The 17,515-nt window shown below is 65.9% G+C and carries 16 protein-coding genes; 7 read left to right on the forward strand and 9 right to left on the reverse strand.

What is annotated here, in order from left to right:
- Positions 1–5: 5 nt before the first annotated feature.
- Genes H2052_RS09930 through H2052_RS09940 form a run of 3 tightly spaced genes read right to left on the reverse strand, consistent with a single transcriptional unit; the run spans position 6 to position 1,875 of the window.
- Positions 6–419 (reverse strand): PaaI family thioesterase, encoded by a 414-nt coding sequence (locus H2052_RS09930; RefSeq protein WP_293780990.1) that lies wholly within the window; start codon positions 417–419, stop codon positions 6–8.
- A gap of 23 nt (positions 420–442) precedes the next feature.
- Positions 443–1,234 carry a glutamate racemase gene (murI, locus tag H2052_RS09935; RefSeq protein ID WP_293780993.1) on the reverse strand — a complete coding sequence of 264 codons (792 nt, stop codon included), beginning with the start codon at positions 1,232–1,234 and terminating at the stop codon, positions 443–445.
- Complete coding sequence (locus H2052_RS09940) at positions 1,231–1,875, reverse strand: MOSC domain-containing protein (protein WP_293780996.1); 645 nt, start codon at positions 1,873–1,875, stop codon at positions 1,231–1,233. Before H2052_RS09940 ends, murI begins: the two co-directional genes overlap by 4 nt.
- A gap of 81 nt (positions 1,876–1,956) precedes the next feature.
- Here H2052_RS09940 and hemB point away from each other — a divergent pair, with 81 nt between their 5' ends.
- Positions 1,957–2,964 carry a porphobilinogen synthase gene (gene hemB / locus H2052_RS09945; protein WP_293780999.1) on the forward strand — a complete coding sequence of 336 codons (1,008 nt, stop codon included), beginning with the start codon at positions 1,957–1,959 and terminating at the stop codon, positions 2,962–2,964.
- On the forward strand, positions 2,961–5,198 hold the full coding sequence (locus H2052_RS09950) for a fused MFS/spermidine synthase (RefSeq protein WP_293781002.1): 2,238 nt from the start codon (positions 2,961–2,963) through the stop codon (positions 5,196–5,198). The genes hemB and H2052_RS09950 overlap by 4 nt, the downstream gene beginning before the upstream one ends.
- A 6-nt stretch (positions 5,199–5,204) precedes the next feature.
- Here the strand turns inward: H2052_RS09950 and H2052_RS09955 are convergent, their stop codons facing one another.
- A complete protein-coding gene (locus H2052_RS09955) occupies positions 5,205–6,839 on the reverse strand; it encodes an amidohydrolase (protein ID WP_293781005.1) in 1,635 nt (544 codons plus the stop codon).
- Positions 6,840–6,844: 5 nt separating this feature from the next.
- A complete protein-coding gene (locus tag H2052_RS09960) occupies positions 6,845–7,711 on the reverse strand; it encodes an NAD(P)-dependent oxidoreductase (RefSeq protein WP_293781008.1) in 867 nt (288 codons plus the stop codon).
- 107 nt (positions 7,712–7,818) lie between these two features.
- Between H2052_RS09960 and H2052_RS09965 the strand changes: the two genes are divergently transcribed.
- The 5 genes from H2052_RS09965 to H2052_RS09985 all read left to right on the forward strand — a co-directional run bounded on the left by H2052_RS09965 (position 7,819) and on the right by H2052_RS09985 (position 11,872).
- Positions 7,819–9,057 carry a threonine ammonia-lyase gene (locus H2052_RS09965; RefSeq protein WP_293781011.1) on the forward strand — a complete coding sequence of 413 codons (1,239 nt, stop codon included), beginning with the start codon at positions 7,819–7,821 and terminating at the stop codon, positions 9,055–9,057.
- Positions 9,058–9,065: 8 nt separating this feature from the next.
- Positions 9,066–9,911 carry a hypothetical protein gene (locus H2052_RS09970; RefSeq protein ID WP_293781014.1) on the forward strand — a complete coding sequence of 282 codons (846 nt, stop codon included), beginning with the start codon at positions 9,066–9,068 and terminating at the stop codon, positions 9,909–9,911.
- A 13-nt stretch (positions 9,912–9,924) separates the two neighbouring features.
- Complete coding sequence (locus H2052_RS09975) at positions 9,925–10,722, forward strand: flagellar motor protein MotB (RefSeq protein ID WP_293781017.1); 798 nt, start codon at positions 9,925–9,927, stop codon at positions 10,720–10,722.
- Positions 10,723–10,767: 45 nt separating this feature from the next.
- Positions 10,768–11,484 carry an arginyltransferase gene (locus H2052_RS09980; RefSeq protein WP_293781020.1) on the forward strand — a complete coding sequence of 239 codons (717 nt, stop codon included), beginning with the start codon at positions 10,768–10,770 and terminating at the stop codon, positions 11,482–11,484.
- Between the two features lie 151 nt (positions 11,485–11,635).
- Entirely contained in the window at positions 11,636–11,872 is a 237-nt protein-coding gene (locus H2052_RS09985) for a hypothetical protein (protein WP_293781023.1), read from the forward strand.
- 77 nt (positions 11,873–11,949) lie between these two features.
- Here the strand turns inward: H2052_RS09985 and metH are convergent, their stop codons facing one another.
- Genes metH through H2052_RS10005 form a run of 4 tightly spaced genes read right to left on the reverse strand, consistent with a single transcriptional unit; the run spans position 11,950 to position 17,486 of the window.
- Complete coding sequence (gene metH, locus H2052_RS09990; RefSeq protein ID WP_293781026.1) at positions 11,950–14,559, reverse strand: methionine synthase; 2,610 nt, start codon at positions 14,557–14,559, stop codon at positions 11,950–11,952.
- 10 nt (positions 14,560–14,569) lie between these two features.
- Positions 14,570–15,616, reverse strand: a complete 1,047-nt coding sequence (locus H2052_RS09995) for a homocysteine S-methyltransferase family protein (protein ID WP_293781029.1) — start codon at positions 15,614–15,616, stop codon at positions 14,570–14,572.
- Positions 15,613–16,542 carry a methylenetetrahydrofolate reductase gene (metF, locus tag H2052_RS10000; protein ID WP_293781032.1) on the reverse strand — a complete coding sequence of 310 codons (930 nt, stop codon included), beginning with the start codon at positions 16,540–16,542 and terminating at the stop codon, positions 15,613–15,615. Before metF ends, H2052_RS09995 begins: the two co-directional genes overlap by 4 nt.
- Positions 16,539–17,486 (reverse strand): metalloregulator ArsR/SmtB family transcription factor, encoded by a 948-nt coding sequence (locus H2052_RS10005; RefSeq protein WP_293781035.1) that lies wholly within the window; start codon positions 17,484–17,486, stop codon positions 16,539–16,541. Before H2052_RS10005 ends, metF begins: the two co-directional genes overlap by 4 nt.
- Positions 17,487–17,515: the final 29 nt, after the last annotated feature.

Raw genomic sequence — 17,515 nt, forward strand, 5'->3', positions numbered from 1 at the left:
GTCGTTCAGAATGCACGCGGCGCGGCGGTGGAGGTCATACGCGCAAGGAGCGCGCCTTCGCCATCGAAAAGGTCGGCCTCAAGAAACGCGATCATGCGACCGCGCTTGATGACGCGCCCCTCCGCATAGAGTTTCCCGGCCTTCGCGGGCAGCAGGAAGCTCACCTTCATCTCGATCGTCGCGACGAAGATGCGCTTGCCCGCATCGGCAACGCAGGCCATCTCCGCCGCGTCGTCGAGCATCGCGGCAACGATACCGCCTTGTACGGTTCCGTTGGGGTTGCAGAACGCGGGCGTCGCGACGAACGACATGCGAACGCGACCCGACGGGTCCAGCTCCAGAATCTCGGCGCCGAGCAAAATACCGGTCGGCGGCAGATCGGCGTTGAGGCGCGCAAGCAATTCCTCATGCGTCGTCATAAAATTCGCCGCCATCCCTTTGTTTACAGATAATCAACGTCAAGTCCGCGTTCTGCCAATGAAGGCCCAAGCGCAGCGGCCTTTTCGTCTCTCGCCGTGAAAACGGCAAGGCCTGCCGGTTCGCACCCTGTCCAATCCGCATCGCGCAGCAGGTGCGCGACGCGGCGCGCGATCCCCTGACCGCCGTGGACGAACCGCATGGGACGGCGGGCGGCGGCGGCAAGTTCGTCCTCGACCAGCGGGAAGTGCGTGCAGGCGAGTACGACGATATCCATATCCTCGCCGTGCGGCTGCCCGCTGAGGCCCGCCATCGCCGCCGCATAGTCCTCCGCCGGAACCGCCTCCCCACGCAGCTTCGCCTCTGCCATTGCGGCAAGGTCGGGTGCTCCGTGGCGGAGCACGACGCAGTCCGACGCGAACTCGGCGGCAAGATTGTCGACATAGGCCTGCCGCACCGTGGCGGGCGTGCCGAGCACGCCGATCACCTTCGTTTTCGTCGCCTCGGCTGCGGGCTTGATCGCGGGCACGGTGCCGACAACCGGAACGTCGAGCGCGGCGCGCACATGCGACAGCGCGATCGTGGAGGCGGTGTTACAGGCAATGACGATGAGCCGGGGCCGGTAGCGTTCCGTCAGCCGCCCGAGCAGCGCGGGCACGCGTGCGGCGATTTCCGCCTCGCTCTTGCTGCCGTAGGGAAACCCGGCGTTGTCCGCCACATACACCACCGGCGCCTGCGGCAGCGCGGCGCGGATCGGCGCCAGCACCGAGAGGCCGCCCATGCCCGAATCGAAAACGAGAATGGGCGGACAGGTCACGCCAAACTCCGCGCGCGGTCGCGCCATTCGGCGGAGAGCGGCTTCAGCCCCGCAAGCGTCTTGAGCGACGCGGGATCAGCCTTGCCCGCGCCGCCGACGATCAAACCGAAGACACGCGCCACGGCCCATTCGGGATACGGCCTGCGTTCGAGCGTCAGAACGTCGCCGACCGCGACGACGCCGGGCTCGATCACACGGTAATACCAGCCCGAGCGACCCGTCTTGACGATCTCGGCGACGAGCGCGGGCCGCCCCAGCCGGTGCGCCGGTTTCCAGCAGGGCTGGCGGCCCTGCGAGATTTCGACGAGCGCGGTGCCGAGCCGGTAGCGATCGCCGATGCAGGCGGTGTGCTCGTCGAGTCCCGTCGTCGAGATGTTCTCGCCGAACGCCCCCGCAGCGTCGAGCAGCGGCTGATCAGGCATCCGTTCCATCCACCACGCATAATGATCGCGCGGATAGTGGTGGATCGCCATGTCGATGCCGCCGTGGTGGACGGTATCCGCCTGCTCATCGCCATCAAGGCCGAGCGGCTTCACGACCACCGCGCCGTGCCGGGGGGCCTTGGCGATCGCGCTCATCTCTTCGCCGCGCAGCGGGCGCGCGGTGCCGGTGAGCACGGCTTCTATCGTGAGTCCCGTCATGATCCGCGCTTAGCGCCCGCGCCGCACCCCGGTAAAGCCCGTGCTTCTCAAGGCGTGCGTTTTCGACCATAGATGCCGCCCATGTCTCCCGTCCTCAAATCCGCCGCCGCCTATCCCGCCACCCGCCTGAGACGCCCCCGCGCGCACGCCTGGTCGCGCGCGCTGTTCGCGGAAGTGACGCTCTCTCCGGCCGATTTCATTTGGCCGCTGTTCGTCACCGAAGGCACGGGCGAGCGCACGCCGGTGCCGACGATGCCGGGCGTCGAGCGCCTGTCGGTCGATCTCGTCGCCGAGGCTGCGAAGGAAGCCGAAAGCCTCGGCATCCCGTGCATCGCGCTCTTCCCCAACACGCCCGCCGAACGCCGTACCGCCGACGGCCGCGAGGCGCTGAACCCCGACAACCTCACCTGCCGCGCGATCAAGGCCATCAAGGCGGCCGCGCCCGGCGTCGGCGTGCTGACGGACGTTGCGCTCGATCCCTACACGACGCACGGCCACGACGGGCTGCTTTCGGACGACGGCCGCATCCTCAACGACGAGACGATCGAGATGCTTCAAGGCCAGGCGCTCGTGCAGGCGCGCGCCGGAGCGGACATCATCGCCCCGTCAGACATGATGGACGGCCGCGTCGGCGCGATCCGCAAGGTGCTGGAGGCAGGCAGCTTCCACGACGTTCAGATCATGAGCTACGCCGCGAAATACGCCTCCGCCTTCTACGGCCCGTTCCGCGATGCGGTCGGGTCGGGCGGCTTCCTGAAAGGCGACAAGAAGACGTATCAGATGAACCCCGCGAACGCCGACGAGGCGCTGCGCGAAGTCGCGCTCGACATCGCCGAGGGGGCCGACTGCGTGATGGTGAAGCCAGGGATGCCCTATCTCGACGTGATCGCCCGCGTGAAGGACGCATTCAACATCCCCTTGTTCGCCTATCAGGTCTCCGGCGAGTACGCGATGCTGGAGACCGCCGCGCGGGCCGGCCTCATCGAGCGCGACAGGATGATCATCGAGGCGCTGATGGCGTTCCGCCGGGCGGGTTGTTCGGGCATCCTCACCTATTACGCGCGCGACGCGGCGCGGTTGCTCGGATGACAGCTGCCGAGGGCGCACTGTCGCGGGGATTGGCGGCGCGGCCGCTGTTCATCGCGACGATCTTCCTCGGCTCGTTCCTCCTGTTCCTCATCCAGCCGATGCTCGGTCGCATGGCGCTGCCGACACTGGGCGGCGCGCCCGCGGTGTGGAACGTCGCCATGCTGTTCTACCAGGCGATGCTGCTCGCGGGATACGTCTACGCCCATGCGATCAGCCGCATGGCGCAGCGGCGGCAGACGATCGTCCACCTCGCGGTCTTCGCCGTCGCGGCGCTCACGCTGCCGATCAGTCTCGCCGACGTCGGCGGACGCGAGACGCTGCCGCCGATGCTGTGGCTGCTGGCGCTGCTCGGCGCCTCGATCGGCCCGGTTTTCTTCGTCGTCGCGGCGCAGGCGCCGCTGATGCAGTCGTGGTACGCGCGCGTTGATGATCCAGCGGCGGCGGACCCCTATTTCCTCTATGCGGCGAGCAATGCGGGAAGCCTGCTCGCGCTCCTCGCCTATCCATTCGCGGTCGAACCGTATCTGCGGCTGAAGGAGCAGGCGTGGCTCTGGTCGGGCGGCTTCGTGATCCTCGCGCTGCTCGTCGCCTTCTGCGCTCGGCGCCCGGCACGCGACCCGGCGCCTGCTGCCGAGGCCGCTCCGCCCGCCACGTGGCGCGAGCGCGCGGTCTGGACGGTGCTTGCCGCCGTGCCATCGGGCCTGCTGCTCTCCACGACGACGCACCTGACGACGGATATCGTCGCCGTGCCGCTGCTCTGGGTGGTGCCGCTCGCGCTCTACCTCGTCACCTTCATTGTCGCTTTCTCGATGGGCGGGGCGATCTTCGTGAAGCAGGCGAAGATGGCATCACCTATCCTGCTGCTCCTGCTCGGCGGCTACACGTTCCTCGCGCAGGGCGTGTTCGCGCTGCTGATGGCGCTCACCAACCTCGTCCTGCTGTTCGTTGTCGCACTGGCGCTGCACGGCCATCTCGCGGAGCGGCGCCCACCACCGTCGCAGCTCACCGACTACTACCTCTGGATCTCTTTGGGCGGCGTCATCGGCGGCTTTTTCTCCGCGATCGTCGCGCCGCTGGTGTTCGACTGGGTGTACGAGCATCCGATCCTCCTCGTCTGCGCGGCGGCGCTGATCCCCGCGAAGCCGCTGACGAAGCGCATCGGGATGCTCTGGAAAGGTCGCAGGGGCCTCGTCCTCGACATCGTCTTGCCGCTCGTCTCGCTCGTCGCCTCATGGTGGGTGCACACCGAACTGATCCTGGCCGATCGCGCCGAAACCGCCGCGCCCGCGCTGGCCATCATCGCGCTTGCCGCCGTGCTCTCGATCGGGCGGCGGCTCACCTTCGCGGCCTGCTTCGGCGCGCTGATGCTCGGCCTGGGCGGCTGGCAGGCGATCGCGATCAGCCGCATCGAACTGGCGCGCGAGCGCAGCTTCTTCGGCATCTACACCATAAAGGCCGATGGCGCGCGGCTCATCCGCCAGCTCGAGCACGGCACGACGCTGCACGGCGTGCAGAGCCTGATCCCCGACCTGCAGAGCGAGCCGCAGTCCTACTACGCGAAGGGCAGCGGCGTCGCCGAAGCGTTCGCGGCCTTGCCGAAGATCGCCGGGCGCTTCGCCAAAGTCGGCTATGTGGGGCTGGGCGCGGGCTCGCTCTCCTGCTTCGCGCAGCCGGGACAGGGCTGGACCGCGTTCGAGATCGATCCGCTGGTCGTCCGGATCGCGAGGGACGAGCGGCTGTTCACCTATATCTCGCGCTGCACACCGGACCTGCGCGTGGTGATGGGCGACGCGCGCCTGTCGCTCGCGAAGGAGCCCAGGCACACCTACGACCTCATCGCCATCGACGCCTTCACGTCCGATGCGATCCCCATGCACCTGATGACCGAGGAGGCGTTCAAGGTTTATGCGGGCGCGCTGAAACCGGACGGCGTGCTGATGGTGCACATCTCGAACCGCCATATCGACCTGCAGCCGGTGATCGCATCAATCGCAAACGACATGGGCTGGACGGCGCGCGTGCGCGACCACACGCCCTACGATCCGGGTCTTGCGGGGATAGACTATTCGCGCTCGATCTGGGTGGCACTCACCCCCACCGAAACGCGGATGCAGGACCTTATGTACGGCGGCGGCGCGGGGCCGGCGGGCTGGGCGTTGCTGCGCGAAAGGCCGGGACTCGAACCATGGACCGACGATTTCGCGAGCATCATCCCGGTTTTGAAACAGCAGTAGGCGGGGTTAATCCCGGGCGTAGACACGCGTTCCGGCAAGCCACGTTTCCAGCACCCTCACCTTCCAGATATCGCCCGCGGGCATCTTGAAAATGTCGCCGTCGACGAGGATGAAGTCCGCCCACTTGCCCGGCGTAAGCGTGCCGACCGCGCGCTCGTGCTGCCCGGCGTAAGCCGCCCCGGTCGTGAAGGCTGCGAACGCTTGTTGGCGGGTGAGCGCCTCGTTCGCATACCAACCTTTCGGCGGCTCTCCGCCCCGATCCTGCCGCGTGACGGCGGCGTGGAGACCGTAGAAGGGATTCGCGGGCTCCACGGGGAAATCCGATCCGCCCGCGATACGTGCGCCGCTGTTCACAAGCGATTTCCATGCGTAGCCACCCTTGATCCGCTCCGGCCCTACGCGAGCTTCCGCCATTGCCTTGTCGGAGGTGGCGTGCGTTGGCTGGATCGAGGCGATCACGCCGAGCTTGCCGAAACGGGCGAGGTCATCCGGCGCGATGATCTGTGCGTGCTCGATGCTGGGGCGCACCAGCGGCTGACCCATCTTCTGGACGTCCGCGAACGCGTCCAGCACCTCGCGGTTCGCCTTGTCGCCAATAGCGTGGACGTTCACCTGAAAGCCGCGCATCGAGGCGGACGCGATCACGTTGCGCAGCTTGGCGCCCTCAATCATCGTCAGCCCGGTGTTTTCGGGGTCATCGCTGTAGGGTTCGAGCATCGCCGCGCCGCGCGAGCCGAGCGCGCCGTCCGCGACCAGCTTGACCGTGTTCAGCGCGAGGCGATCTTCATAGAGCCAGCCGGTCGCCCCTTTCGGTGCGATCGCCCGCAGCGCATCGGCGCCGCCCGCCATGGCGGAGATGCGCGCGGTCAGCTTGCCGTCTTTCGCGAACTGCTCGTAGAGCGACCACGTCGCCGGATCGATGCCCGCGTCATGAACGCCGGTAAGTCCGACGGACGCCATGATCTGGAGCGCCGTTTCAAGCGCGGCGGCGTTTTCCGCTGCGGTCGGCGGCGGCAGCTTCTTTTCCACAAGTTCCATCGCCGTATCGACGAGAACGCCGGTCGGCTCGCCGTCCGCATCGCGCTCGATGCGGCCGCCTGCGGGGTCGGGCGTCTTCGCGGTGATGCCGCTTGCCTTCAACGCCGCCGAATTCGCCCAGCCCGCGTGGCCGTCGACACGGGTCAGCCAGACCGGGCGGTCCGCCACGGCAATGTCGAGGTCTTCGGCGGTCGGGAAACGATCGAGCCCCCAGCTCACCTGATTCCAGCCGCCGCCGACAATCCATTTCCGGTCGGGAGTCGCAGCCGCATGTGAGGCGATCTTCGCGAGCGCATGGTCGATGCTCGTCGTGTCCGACAGGTCGATCTGAAGCGCCAGGAAGCCAAGGCCCAGGACATGGCCGTGCGCGTCAATAAGACCGGGCAGCAGCGTCCTGCCCCCCGCGTCGATCACATCACCGTCGACCGTCTCGCCGGGTTTCAGCAGGCGCTCGACGCGACCGTCGTCGCCGATGACGAGTCCTCCGAATTTCTGAAACCTGCCGATATCGTCGAGCGTGTAGCCGTTCGCATTGACGATCAAGGTTCGCGCGTCCACCGCGCCTGCCGAGAGGAGAGCCGCAAACGCAAGCGCGATCCGCATGGTTCTTATCCCCTGAACCGTCTGAGCAGCGAGGACGTGTCCTGCCGCCCTCCGCCCATGTTCTGGACGTCGGCGTAAAACTGGTCAACCAGCGCGGTGAGCGGCATCGAGAGCCCAAGGTTTCGCGCTTCGCCGAGCACCAGCGACAGATCCTTGCGCATCCAGTCGACCGCGAAGCCGAAGTCGTACTCGCCCCTGATCATCGTCGGCGCGCGGTTTTCCATCTGCCAGCTTTGCGCCGCCCCCTTGGAGATCACGTCAACGACGGCGTTGGCATCGAGCCCCGCTTCCATCGCGAAGTTCACAGCCTCGGCGAGGCCCTGCAAAACGCCGGCGATGCAAACCTGATTGACCATCTTGGTAAGCTGGCCCGCACCCGCCGGCCCCATCAGGCCGACGCGCTGCGCATAGGCCTGCATCACCGGCTCGCCGCGCGCGAAGCTCTCGGCGTCGCCGCCGACCATGATCGTCAAGCGACCATTCTCCGCGCCCGCCTGCCCGCCCGAAACCGGTGCATCGAGCACGCCGATACCGCGCTCGGCCCCCGTCTCGGCAAGTTCGCGCGCGATGGCAGCGGAAACCGTTGTATGATCAATGTAGAGACTGCCCGGCGCCATCGCCGCGAACGCCCCGTCCGGCCCCAGCGTCACGGCGCGCAGATCATCGTCGTTACCAACACAGGTCAGCACGACCTCAGCGCCGTTCGCGGCTTCGGCAGGGGTTTTGGCGAACGCGCCGCCGTTAGCGGCGACCCAGCTTTCCGCCTTGGCGCGCGTGCGGTTATAGACGGTAACATCGTGGCCCGCCGCCTTCAGATGCCGCGCCATCGGCGCACCCATCACACCCATTCCAAGAAATGCGACCCGCGCCATCGGCTGACTCCTGTTCAATCCGTTCGCGCGGCTTGGTAGCCGCTGTTTGCCTCGGCTTCCAGATCGGCTATGGCGCCGGTGCAAATTTCGTATGTCAGGACGGTCAGATGGGCGATTCTCAGGGTGTGGCGGCTTTGCCGGTGACGTTTGCCGATATCGAGGCAGCGCACATGGCGATCATGCCGCACATCATCCACACGCCCTGCCTGAAATCGCGCACGCTTTCCGATATCCTCGGCGCCGAAGTGTGGCTGAAGTTCGAAAATCTTCAGTTCACGGCCGCCTATAAGGAGCGCGGCGCGCTCAACACGCTGCTTTCACTCACCGACGAACAGCGCAAGAAGGGCGTCATCGCCGCGTCGGCGGGAAATCACGCGCAGGGCATCGCCTATCACGGCACGCGCCTCGGCATCCCCACGACGATCGTGATGCCGCGTTACACGCCCGTGGTGAAGGTGCAGCAGACCGAAGGCCACGGCGCGACGATCGTACTCCACGGCGACAACTTCGACGAAGCCTATGCCCGCGCCCGCGAGCTTGAAGTCGAGCGCGGCCTCACGTTCGTGCACCCGTTCGACAACCCCAAGGTGATCGCCGGGCAAGGCACGGTCGCGGTCGAAATGCTCAACGACGCACCGAAAATCGATACGCTTGTCGTGCCGATCGGCGGCGGCGGTCTCATCTCCGGCATGTCGATCGCGGCGCGCGCAATGCGCCCCGATGTCGAGATCATCGGCGTGCAGGCGGCACTCTATCCTTCGATGGCCGCGAAGATGAAGGGCGAGACGCTGCCCTGCGGCGGCGACAGCATCGCCGAAGGCATCTCGGTCAAGGAACCGGGAACCATCACGCAGGGCATCGTTCGTCAGCTAGTGAAAGACATCCTGCTCGTTGACGAGTCTAAGCTCGAACAGGCGACCGCGATGCTGCTCAACATCGAAAAGACCGTCGTGGAAGGCGCCGGCGCAGCGGGCCTTGCCGCCCTCCTCGCTTATCCAGAGCGCTTCAAGGGCCGCGTCGTCGGACTGCCGCTCACGGGCGGCAACATCGACACGCGCCTGCTTGCGAACGTGCTGCTCCGCGATCTCGCCCGCGCGGGTCGCCTCGCGCGGCTGCGTATTCGCCTCAACGACCGGCCGGGACAGCTCTTCGGCGTCGCGCGCATCTTCGACGACATGCAGGTCAACATCGTGGAGGTGTATCACCAGCGCGTGTTCACCAACCTCTCCGCAAAAGGTATCTATGCCGACATCGAATGCGAAACGCGCGACCGCGACCATCTCGACCGCCTGATCGAAACGCTGAAGGAAAGCGGCTACGAAGTCTCTTCGGTCGAGATCGCCTGAGTTCAAGCATGACCCAAATCTGCATCCTGACGCCAGATAGCGGCTACGAGTCCTTTGTGCCGCGCGCCGAAGACGAGTTCCGCGCGCTCCTGGGCGAAAGCGTCCGCTTCCAGCCGTGGATAGCGCCGCTCAGCGCGGCTGACACCATCATCTTGCCGCTCCTCGCGTGGGGTTATCAATCGCGCGGTGACGACTGGTCGGCTGCACTCGACGCATGGGAAGCGGCGGGCATGCAGATCGCAAACCCCGTGCCGCTGATGCGCTGGAACACCGACAAGCGCTACCTCTTCGATCTGGAAGCGAAGGGCGTACCGGTAATTCCGACCGTCTTCGCTCCGGCGCTTTCCGACGCGGATATAGCGGAAGCCCGCGCCCGCTTCGGCGACACGGTGATCGTGAAGCCCCCGGTATCGGGCGGCGCGGACGGCACCTATCGGCTGGCTGCCAACGATCCTCTCCCCAACGACGTGCGCGGCAAGCCGATGCTGATCCAGCCGATGATGGCGGCGATCGCCACGGAGGGCGAATATTCGCTATTCTACTTCGGCGGCGCATTCAGCCATGCGATCCTGAAAGTGCCCTCCGCCGGGGATTTCCGTGTGCAGGAGCAGTTCGGCGGACGCGAGATCACCGTCGAAGCCCCCACCGAGGCCCGCGCGGTGGCCCAGCAGGCCCTGCGGGCCGCCCCCGGCGAAGCGCTCTACGCGCGCATCGACATGGTGCGCGGTGCCGACGGCGGGCTTCGGCTGATGGAACTGGAGCTAATCGAACCGGCGCTGTTCCTCTCGCACGCGCCGGACGGCGGAAAACTGTTCGCAGACGCGCTTAGCGCCCGCTTAACCTCCGCCCGCTAAACTCGGCGGCGCCATGGCCAGCCGTCATCTCCGTCCCGCCGCGAACGCGCGTCCCCTTATTCGGCGTCGTGCGCGTCAGGCGCCGCGCGGCGTGCGGCCGGTGAACGTGCAGTGGAAGGTCGCCTACGCCGACTTCGCCACTGCGATGATGGCGTTCTTCATGCTGCTCTGGCTCATTTCGAGTTCGGACAAGGTGTCGCTGCAAGGCATTGCCGACTATTTCACGCCCTCGCCTGCGCTCACGAGCGGCGGGTCCGAGCCGATCATGCTGGCGCCGAGCGACGCGGGCCGTGCCCGGTCCGACGCCCTGCTTCGCGATATCCGCACCGCCTTCGCCATCGATCCGGACCTTGCGCCGCTTGCCGACAACGTCCTCCTCGCGCCGTCCGCCGACGGGATCCACATCGAACTGACCGACACCGCCCTTCGCCCGATGTTCGCGCAGGGCAGCGCCCTGCCCCTCGCGCCCGAGGCGTTTCGCGCGGTCGCGGCACGGATCGGCAGCCTGCCAAACCGCATCGCCGTCGAAGGGCACACCGACAGTGCCGGAGAAGGCGACGACTGGCAGCTTTCCGCACGCCGCGCGGTCGCCGTGCGCGATATCCTCGCGGCCGGCGGCATCCCCGCGGACCGCTTCGCCGCCGTGACCGGCCGCGCCGCAAGCGCGCCGCTGCTGCCCGATGCCCCCGCCCGGCCCGAAAACCGGCGCATCACGATCATCCTTCTTGACGAACCGCCCGCGCTCGCCCCGAGTGCCGGGCGACGAGCCGTGCAGGCGATGCCTTCCCAAACCGGCAACATCGCACCATAATTCGCAGCCGTGACAGACCAGACGTTCCGATTCCCGCGATTTTTCGTGACGGCGCCCAGCCCCTGCCCATATTTGCCGGGCAAGCTGGAACGCAAGGTCTTCACCGAGCTGCGCGGCGAGGACGCCGTTGAGCTGAATGAGGCGCTGTCACGCATCGGCTTCCGGCGCAGTCAGAACGTCGTCTACCGGCCGAGCTGCGAAGGCTGCAACGCATGCGTTTCGGTGCGGGTGCTGGCACAGCGCTTTGCGCCGAGCCAGACGCAGCGCCGCATCATGCGCCGCAACGACGATATCGAAGTCAGCATCTGCGAGCCGTGGACGACGCCCGAGCAGTTCGATCTGCTGCGCGCCTACCTCGGCCAGCGCCATCCCGAGGGCGGCATGACGCGCATGGACGCCTACGACTATGCCGAGATGGTCGAGCAGACGCCCGTCAACACGCTCATTATCGAGTACCGCGAGCCGATGGTCGATGGCCGGCAGGGGCGCCTCATCGGCTGCTGCCTTACCGATCGGCAGGCGGACGGGCTCTCGATGGTCTACAGCTTCTTCGACCCCGCGCACCCTACGCGATCAGGCCTCGGCACATTCATCATCATGGATCATATCCGGCAGGCGACTGCCGCCGGGCTCGACTTCGTCTACCTCGGCTACTGGATCGAAGGCTGCGAGCGGATGAGCTACAAGACCCGCTTCCGCCCGATCGAACGACTCACGACGCGCGGGTGGAAATCCGTGGAGGCCGCCGAAACCTTCGGCTGAACGAAATGTGCCGGAAATAAGGCAGGCCGAAGGGAACTCCGTTCCCATCCGCCTCGCAGGGCGTTTCATCGCCGCGCCGGTTGCCTGAACCCGCCGCCCGACCAACCTTTGCCGTGCCGGGGGGCGAACCGGACAGACAAAGGTGATTGCAATGAAAATCGAAAAGCTCCTTGGAGCGGCGCTCGGCGCCTTGATGGTTGCCGGTGTACCGGCTGTGGCGCTCGCACAGAGCGCGGATGCACCGCCCACGATCGACACGAACGGCGACGGCAAGCCCGACGCATGGGACACGAACGGCGACGGCAAGGCCGATGCATGGGACACGAACGGCGACGGCAAGCCTGACGCGGTCGATGCCGATGGTGACGGCAAGCCCGACGCTCAATAACACCCGGCCGTTTTCCCTTTCCCTCAATCCCGGATGCGCCGGTGGATCATGTGATCCGCCGGCGTTTTTTTTTCGTGTCAGAGGTTGGGGCGAAGCCAGCGTTCCGCGTCCTCGACCGGAAGACCGCACCGCGCGGCATAATCCTCAAGCTGATCACGGCCGATACGCGCGACACCGAAATACGATGCCTCCGGATGCGCGAAATAGAAGCCCGAAACACTCGCGGTAGGAAGCATCGCGAGCCCCTCGGTGAGCACGATCCCCGTCGCCGCCGTCGCGCCGAGCAGGCGAAACAGCTCGGGCTTCAGCGTGTGATCCGGGCACGCCGGATAGCCGGGCGCCGGGCGTATGCCCTTGTAGCGCTCCTTGATCAGTTCCTCATTCGTCAGCCGCTCATCGGGCGCATAGCCCCAAAGCTCGCGGCGCACGCGCTCGTGCAAGTATTCGGCGAAGGCTTCGGCGAGGCGGTCGGCGAGCGCCTTCAGCATGATGTCCGAATAGTCATCATGCGCGCGGCGGAAGCGTTCGGAATGAAGGTCGATCCCCTCTCCGCCCGTTACCGCGAAGCCGCCGATCCAGTCCGCCTCGGGCGAGATGAAATCGGCAAGGCACATGTTGGGACGGCCTGCGCGCTTCTCGATCTGCTGGCGGAGCATGGCGAAGCGGCCGATCGCCTTCGAGCGACTTTCGTCCGCGTACACGACGATATCGTCGCCCTCGCGCCGCACCGGCCAGAAGCCGACAACGCCGCGCGCGCTCAGCCAGCGTTCGCCCGCGATCTGCTCCAGCATCTTTTGCGCGTCGGCAAACAGCGACCGCGCGCTTTCGCCCACCACCGCGTCATTCAGGATGGCGGGGTAGTTGCCTGCGAGTTCCCACGCGCGGAAGAACGGCGTCCAGTCGATGTACGGGATCAGCGTATCCACGGTCACGTCGTCAATCACGCGGACGCCCGACGTCGCTGGCTTCACCGGCGGATGCGCCGCGAAATCCGCCGGGAAACCATTCGCGCGCGCGTCGGCGATGCTCACCAGCTTGCCCTCGCCCCGGCTCGCGCGCTCCTCGCGGATCATCGCATATTCGGCGCGCGTCTCCTCGACGAGCTTGCCCTTCATGTTGTCGGACGTCAGCGCACTCGCCACGCCCACCGCGCGGCTCGCATCGAGCACGTGCAGCGTCGGCCCCGAATAAACGGGTTCGATCTTGAGCGCGGTGTGTACGCGGCTTGTGGTCGCGCCACCGATCAGAAGCGGCATGGTGAACCCCTCGCGCTCCATCTCGGCCGCCACCGTCACCATCTCGTCGAGCGAAGGCGTGATGAGGCCGGAAAGCCCGATCATGTCGGCGTTCTGTTCGCGCGCTGTTTTCAAGATCGTCTGGAACGGCACCATCACGCCAAGGTCGATGACCTCGAAGTTGTTGCACTGAAGCACGACGCCCACGATGTTCTTGCCGATATCGTGAACGTCCCCCTTCACGGTCGCCATCACGATGCGGCCCTTAGCGCGCGAGCCCTCTTCCTTTTGCGCCTCGATGAACGGAATGAGGTGCGCGACCGCCTTTTTCATCACGCGCGCCGATTTCACCACCTGCGGCAGGAACATCTTGCCCGAACCGAACAAATCGCCGACGACCGACATGCCCGCCATCAGCGGACCTTCGATCACCTCGATCGGCCGGGCGAACTGCTGCCGCGCTTCTTCAGTATCCTCGACGACATACGCGTCGAGCCCCTTCACCAGCGCATGTTCCAGGCGTTTCTGCACGGGCAGCATCCGCCATTCCTCTGTCGCCTTCTCGGCAACCTGGCCATCGCCGCGGAAGCGCTCGGCGATCTCCAACAAACGCTCGGTCGCATCCGGGCGGCGATTGAGAACCACATCCTCGCACGCTTCGCGCAGTTCGGGGTCGATCGTGTCGTAAACGTCGAGCTGGCCCGCGTTGACGATCGCCATGTCCATTCCCGCCGGAATGGCGTGATACAGGAATACGCTGTGCATCGCGCGGCGCACGGGCTCGTTGCCCCGGAAACTGAAGGAGAGGTTGGAAAGCCCGCCCGAAATATGCACGTACGGGCAGCGTTTCCGAATCTCGCGCGTCGCCTCGATGAAATCAACGCCGTAGTTGTTGTGCTCCTCGATCCCCGTCGCCACCGCGAAGATGTTGGGGTCGAAGATGATATCTTCGGGCGGAAAGCCGTTGGCGGTGAGGAGCTTGTAAGCGCGCTCGCAGATCTCGACCTTGCGCGCGGCGGTATCCGCCTGCCCCACCTCGTCGAATGCCATCACGACGGCAGCGGCGCCATAGGCACGCACCTTGCGCGCGGCCTCAAGGAAGGCTTCCTCGCCTTCCTTCATGCTGATCGAATTCACGATCGGCTTGCCGGTCACGCACTTCAGGCCCGCCTCGATCACGCTCCATTTGGAACTGTCGATCATCACCGGCACGCGGCTGATATCGGGCTCCGCCGCGATGAGCTTCAGGTATGTCTCCATTGCGTGTTCGGCGTCGAGCAGGCCCTCGTCCATGTTGACGTCGATGATCTGTGCGCCGTTTTCCACCTGATCGCGCGCGACCTCGATGGCGGCGGTGTAATCGCCCGCCATGATCAGCTTCTTGAACTTCGCCGATCCGGTAACATTGGTGCGCTCGCCGATATTGACGAAACGCGCGGTGTTCTGTGTCATGATGTGCAGTTCAGGCGAGTGTGAAGGCGTCGAGACCGGCAAGATGCATCGCCGGTTCGAGGTGCGGAATGGCGCGGGGTGGCAGCCCCTCAACGGCTTTGGCCATCGCGGCGATATGCGCAGCAGTCGTGCCGCAGCAGCCGCCGACGATGTTGATAAGCCCCGACTCCGCCCATTCGTGGATCATGCCGCCGGTGGTATCGGGCGCCTCGTCATACTGCCCGAGTTCATTCGGAAGCCCCGCGTTCGGATAGACCATCACCAGCGTATCGGCGATGCGCGACAATGCCTGCACGTGCGGGCGCAGTTCCTTCGCGCCGAACGAACAGTTGAGCCCGATCGTCACCGGCTCGGCATGGCGCACCGCATACCAGAACGCTTCCACCGAATGACCCGAAAGATTGCGGCCCGACATGTCGGTGATCGTCATCGATATCATCATGGGGATGCGTGCGCCGCGCGTTTCGCCGAGTTCGATAAGCCCCATGATCGCGGCCTTGGCGTTCAGCGTGTCGAAGATCGTTTCAATGAGGATGAAATCCGATCCCGCATCGAGCAGTGCTTCGGCCTGCTCCTTGTAAACCTCCTTCACCTCGTCGAACGTCACGGCGCGGAAGCCCGGATCGTTCACGTCGGGCGACAGCGACAGCGTCTTGTTCGTCGGCCCGATCGCGCCCGCGACGAAGCGGGGCTTCCCGTCGCGCGCAGTTGCGGCATCCGCCTCTTCGCGTGCGATGCGGGCGGCGCCGTGGTTCATCTCCGCGACCAGATGCTCCGCACCGTAATCCGCCTGGCTGATCCGGTTGGCGTTGAAGGTGTTGGTGGCAAGGATATCCGCGCCCGCATCGGCATAGCCGCGCGTGATTGCGCGCACGATGTCGGGGCGGGTCAGGACCAGAAGGTCGTTGTTGCCCTTCTGATCGTGGCCGAGATCGTAATTGCCGCGATAGGCTGCTTCATCCAGCCCATAGGTCTGGATCGCCGTGCCGAACGCGCCGTCGTTGATGAGGATGCGCTTCGCAGCTTCCGCGCGCAGGCGCTCTGCTGCGTTCGTCATGCCTGTTCTCCGTTCGCGCGCTTCCCGAGCATGTGGCATATCGCGTAGCTGAGATCAGCGCGGTTCAATGTGTAGAAATGGAATTCGCGAACCCCGCCCGCGTAAAGGCGCCGACAGAATTCGGCGGCGACGGTGGCGGCGACGAGACCGCGCGCTGCGGGCCGCTCTTCCAGCCCTTCGAACAGCCGCCCCATCCAGCCGGGAATCGCCGTGCCGCACATCTCGGCCATGCGTTTCGTTTGCGCGAAATTGCTGACCGGCAGGATGCCGGGCACGATCTCGGCGTCGAGACCTGCCGCAGCCGCATTATCGCGGAAACGGAAATAGGTTTCGGGCTCGAAGAAGAACTGCGTGATCGCGCGGTGGGCGCCCGCATCGAGCTTGCGCTTCAGATTGTCGAGATCCTGCGCGATGCTCGCGGCCTCCGGGTGCATTTCCGGGTAGGCTGCAACGCTGATCTCGAAGTCCGCGACGCGGCGAAGCCCCGCGACGAGTGCGGCGGCGTTCTCATATCCGTCCGCGCGCGGCACGAAGCGTTCGCCCGCGCGCGGCGGATCACCGCGTAGCGCCACGATATGCCGAACGCCCGCATCCCAATAGGCGCGTGCGACGTCATCAATCTCGCCGCGCGAGGCATCGACGCAAGTTAGATGCGCGGCAGGTGTCAGCGTCGTTTCGCGCACGAGGCGCGAAACCGTGGCGTGCGTGCGCTCCCGCGTCGATCCGCCCGCACCGTATGTGACGGAGACGAAACGCGGATGCAGCGGTTCAAGCGTCTTGATCGACTCCCACAGCGTCTCCTCCATTTTCTCCGTCTTGGGCGGGAAGAATTCGAACGACACGCCGATGTCGCCGCGCAGATCCGCGAACAGGGGCTGGCGGACAGCATTCTGCGCTTCCGTCATCTGATCGAGTGTCAGGATCATGCCGCTTTCCTTTTCACGAGCGGGGTCTTTTCCCCAAGCCAGATGCTGACGGTCAACGTGCCCCCTTTCAGATGATCCATAACACGGCCTTCAAGGCCGCTTTCGCGCATCCAGCCAAGCACGGCGTCGTCGGCGAACCCGAGACGCGTGTGCGCGTGGTTCGCGCGCAGTTCTTCGAGCGTATGCGGCGCGAAATCGACAACAAGCAGACGTCCGCCCGGCGCGAGCACGCGCGCGGCTTCTGCGATCGCACCCGAAGGATTGTCCGCATAGTGCAGAACCTGGTGCAGCAGCACCGTATCGATGCTGCCGTCTGCCTGCGGGAGGGCATACATATCGGCTTGCCGCACCTCGCAATGTCCGAGCTGCGCCGCCTCCAGCTTGCCGCGCGCGACGCGAAGCATGTCCGCGCTGCGGTCGACGCCGATCGCGCCGCGCGACCCCGGCGCGAGCAGCTCCAACATCCGCCCCGTCCCCGTGCCGACGTCCAGCAGATAGCCGACCGGGCGCGCAGCAAGCGCGCGCAGAATCGCCGCCTCGACCTCATCATCGGAAACGTGCATCGAACGGATACCGTCCCAGCCTTCGGCATGGGCATCGAAATAGCTGCGCATTTCGGCGACCCGGCGCGCGCGAATCTCGTCGAGCCGCCGCGTGTCCGCCGCGACAGCGGCGCTGCCGTCCAGCATACGGTCCAGAAGCCCGCCGACCTCGCCGGCAAGCCCCGCGCCTTCGATCCGCAGGAAAACCCAGGCGCCTTCCTTGTGCCGCACCAGAAGCCCCGCCTCGGCCAGGATACGCACATGCCGCGACACGCGCGGCTGCGATTGCCCGAGCACCTCGGCAAGTTCGCCGATCGACAGCTCCATCGAGCGCACGAGCGCCATGATCCGAAGCCTTGACGGATCGGCGAGAGCGCGGAAAAGGTCGAGCGCGGGCTGCATGAAAAGGGATATAAAGATTTCTTTATATG

Source organism: Sphingosinicella sp. (genome assembly GCF_013911755.1).
In the GTDB taxonomy this organism is placed as follows: domain Bacteria; phylum Pseudomonadota; class Alphaproteobacteria; order Sphingomonadales; family Sphingomonadaceae; genus Sphingosinicella.

Excerpts from the sequence above, each read along its gene's own strand:
- H2052_RS09930 (WP_293780990.1), bottom strand. The coding sequence starts at position 419 with ATGACGACGCATGAGGAATTGCTTGCGCGCCTCAACGCCGATCTGCCG.
- H2052_RS09940 (WP_293780996.1), bottom strand. The coding sequence starts at position 1,875 with ATGACGGGACTCACGATAGAAGCCGTGCTCACCGGCACCGCGCGCCCG.
- hemB (WP_293780999.1), top strand. The coding sequence starts at position 1,957 with ATGTCTCCCGTCCTCAAATCCGCCGCCGCCTATCCCGCCACCCGCCTG.
- H2052_RS09950 (WP_293781002.1), top strand. The coding sequence starts at position 2,961 with ATGACAGCTGCCGAGGGCGCACTGTCGCGGGGATTGGCGGCGCGGCCG.
- H2052_RS09955 (WP_293781005.1), bottom strand. The coding sequence starts at position 6,839 with ATGCGGATCGCGCTTGCGTTTGCGGCTCTCCTCTCGGCAGGCGCGGTG.
- H2052_RS09960 (WP_293781008.1), bottom strand. The coding sequence starts at position 7,711 with ATGGCGCGGGTCGCATTTCTTGGAATGGGTGTGATGGGTGCGCCGATG.
- H2052_RS09965 (WP_293781011.1), top strand. The coding sequence starts at position 7,819 with ATGGGCGATTCTCAGGGTGTGGCGGCTTTGCCGGTGACGTTTGCCGAT.
- H2052_RS09970 (WP_293781014.1), top strand. The coding sequence starts at position 9,066 with ATGACCCAAATCTGCATCCTGACGCCAGATAGCGGCTACGAGTCCTTT.
- H2052_RS09975 (WP_293781017.1), top strand. The coding sequence starts at position 9,925 with ATGGCCAGCCGTCATCTCCGTCCCGCCGCGAACGCGCGTCCCCTTATT.
- H2052_RS09985 (WP_293781023.1), top strand. The coding sequence starts at position 11,636 with ATGAAAATCGAAAAGCTCCTTGGAGCGGCGCTCGGCGCCTTGATGGTT.
- metH (WP_293781026.1), bottom strand. The coding sequence starts at position 14,559 with ATGACACAGAACACCGCGCGTTTCGTCAATATCGGCGAGCGCACCAAT.
- H2052_RS09995 (WP_293781029.1), bottom strand. The coding sequence starts at position 15,616 with ATGACGAACGCAGCAGAGCGCCTGCGCGCGGAAGCTGCGAAGCGCATC.
- metF (WP_293781032.1), bottom strand. The coding sequence starts at position 16,542 with ATGATCCTGACACTCGATCAGATGACGGAAGCGCAGAATGCTGTCCGC.
- H2052_RS10005 (WP_293781035.1), bottom strand. The coding sequence starts at position 17,486 with ATGCAGCCCGCGCTCGACCTTTTCCGCGCTCTCGCCGATCCGTCAAGG.